General features: G+C 58.0%; 1 pseudogene. It reads right to left on the bottom strand.

Annotation, left to right across the window (positions count from 1 at the left end):
* Window positions 1-307 (bottom strand): annotated as a pseudogene (gene phzB, locus LT948_RS33115) (phenazine biosynthesis protein PhzB); the annotation flags it as partial.

Genomic DNA, 307 nt, shown 5'->3' on the forward strand with positions numbered 1-307 from the left:
CTGGAAGACGTTCATGAATTCGCGGTTGCGCTTGATCTTGCCGTCGTCCAGCTCGAAGGAATGCAGGAAGTGGTTCTCGTAGTAACCCTCGGGATACCCGGGGAAGAGGATCTTGCCGTGGCCGTCGCACTCGACCCAGAAGTGGTTGGGATCGTCGGTCTCGAAGACCTTGATGTTGTACCACTCCCAATCCGGGAAGCATTTCAGCGACCACACCGCGTGCTCGGCCAGCTTGTCCTTGCCACGAATGACGATGGGCGAACCGGTATCGGTGGTCCATAAACCGCCACAGCCGTCCTCGACGAAA

This window comes from Pseudomonas sp. CP-1 (assembly GCF_021213715.1).
Classification (GTDB): domain Bacteria; phylum Pseudomonadota; class Gammaproteobacteria; order Pseudomonadales; family Pseudomonadaceae; genus Pseudomonas; species Pseudomonas aeruginosa.